The 2,225-nt window shown below is 72.2% G+C and carries 1 protein-coding gene; it reads left to right on the forward strand.

The genetic code is table 11. From position 1 onward, the window contains the following. Positions 1-107: 107 nt before the first annotated feature. On the forward strand, positions 108-2,225 hold a 2,118-nt coding region (locus C7C56_RS11095), incomplete at its 3' end, for an ATP-binding protein (protein ID WP_146204423.1).

The raw sequence follows: 2,225 nt of genomic DNA on the forward strand, positions 1-2,225 counted from the left end.
CCGGCTTCGGCACCGCCCCCCGCCCCGGCTTCGGCCGCCGTTGCGGCCCCTGCCCCGGCCGCGCGCGTGGCCGCGCTGCCGCCCGGGCGCGGCCCGAGGGACCTGCCATGATCGACATCGAACGCGGCGACGCCTCGCCCGAGGCGGCCCTGATCGCCAAGTACCGCGACGCCATCTCGTACGGGCTGGCGCTGGCCGGCGCGCTGATCATGCTGCCGTTCTCGGTCAACAATTTCCTGCAGGGCCGGTTCGAGCTCGGCATCGCCACCAGCACCGCGATCGCCATGCTCGCGGTCAACGCCTGGGGCATCTACCGCCACCGGCGCATCCCGATCCCGATGGTGCTCATCTTCGTGCCGGCCGTGGTCAGCATGCTGATCTCGATCCGCAACCAGACCTGGCCGGGCATCCTGTGGAGCTACCCGGCCGTGCTGATGTTCCATTTCATGCTCTCGCGCCGCGCCGCCAACCTGTTCAACGGCGTGGTGGCGCTGGTGGTGCCGCTGGCGGCGTGGCAGGTGATGCCGGGGCCGATGGCGCTGCGGGTGGCCGTCACGCTGGCCCTGATGATCGTGTTCGCCAACATCTTCTCCTTCGTCACCAACGAGCTGTACCGCCAGGTGGTGCGGCAGAAGGAGGTGGCCGAGCAGGCCACCCGCTTCAAGAGCGAATTTTTGGCCAACATGAGCCACGAGATCCGGACCCCGATGAACGCGGTGATCGGCCTGACCTACCTGGCGCTGCAGACGGAGCTGACGGCGCGCCAGCGCGACTACCTCGGCAAGGTGCAGGACGCGGCCAACGCGCTGCTCGGGATCATCAACGACATCCTCGACTTCTCCAAGATCGAGGCCGGCAAGATGAGCCTTGAGACGACCGAGTTCGCGCTCGCCGGCGTGCTCGACCAGATCACCACCATCTGCGCCCTGCCGGCCCAGGAGAAGGGGCTGGCGGTGGTGTTCGACGTCGCCCCGGGCGTGCCGCTGCGGCTCGTCGGCGACCCGCTGCGGCTCGGCCAGGTGCTGCTCAACCTGATCAACAACGCCATCAAGTTCACCGAGCGCGGCGAGGTCGTGCTCACGGTCGCGCTGGCCGAGGCCGGCGACGAGCACGCCACGCTCGCGTTCGAGCTGCGCGACACCGGCATCGGCATCGACCAGGGCCGCGTCAAGGCCCTGTTCGCGCCGTTCAGCCAGGCCGAGCGCTCGACCAGCCGGTGCTTCGGCGGCACCGGGCTGGGCCTGACCATCAGCAAGCAGCTGGTGCAGGCGATGGGCGGCACCATCGAACTCGACAGCGTGGCCGGGGTCGGCAGCGTGTTCAGCTTCACGGCGCGCTTCGGGCGCGCCCCCGGCGGCGCCGCGCACGCGGCAATGGCGCCCGAGATCCGCGGCCAGCGCGTACTCGTCGGCATCACCCGCCAGTCCCAGCGCGAGGCCGTCACGCGCATGCTCGGCGCCTGGGACGTGCGGCTGACCACGGTGGGCAGCGCCAGCCTGCTGCAGGCCGAGCTGCTGGCCGAGGTGCGCGGCGACACACGTGGCGACACCCGCGGCGGCTCGCCCGGGCGCGGCATCGCCGCGCTGCTGCTCGACTCCCAGCTGGCCCTGCAGGCCCAGCAGAGGGGCATGCGCTTCGGCGAGCCGGGCGCGCCGCGGCTGGTGCTGCTGGCCACCGGCAGCGGGCGCGAGCTGGCCGCGATCGACGGCGCCGCCCAGCTCATGCGCATGCCGCTGGCGCCGCAGGCGCTGCGCCAGGCGCTGTACCTGGCGCTCGGGCTCAATCCGCCGGCGCCGCTGCGCGCGCCGCCCGAGCAGCTGCGCCGGATCGACGGCGTGCACGTGCTGGTGGCCGAGGACAACGAGATCAACCAGCAGGTGGTGCGCGAGCTGATCGAGACCGCCGGCGGGCGCTGCACCATCGTCGGCGACGGCGAGCTGGCGGTGCAGCGCGCGCTGCAGGAGCGCGACCCGGTCGACGCGGTGCTGATGGACCTGCAGATGCCGCGCCTCGACGGGGTCCAGGCGACGCAGCAGATCCGCGCGCGCATTGATGCCGCCGCGCTGCCGATCCTGGGCCTGTCGGCGCACGTACTGCAAAGCGAGCGCCTGCGCTGCGAGGAGGCCGGCATGAACGACTACCTGACCAAGCCGATCGAGCCGGAGCTGATGCTGGCGACGCTGTCGCGCTGGCTCGGGCCCGCGCGGCTGGCCGCGGCGGCGGCG

Source organism: Massilia glaciei (genome assembly GCF_003011895.2).
In the GTDB taxonomy this organism is placed as follows: Bacteria; Pseudomonadota; Gammaproteobacteria; order Burkholderiales; family Burkholderiaceae_D; genus Telluria_A; species Telluria_A glaciei.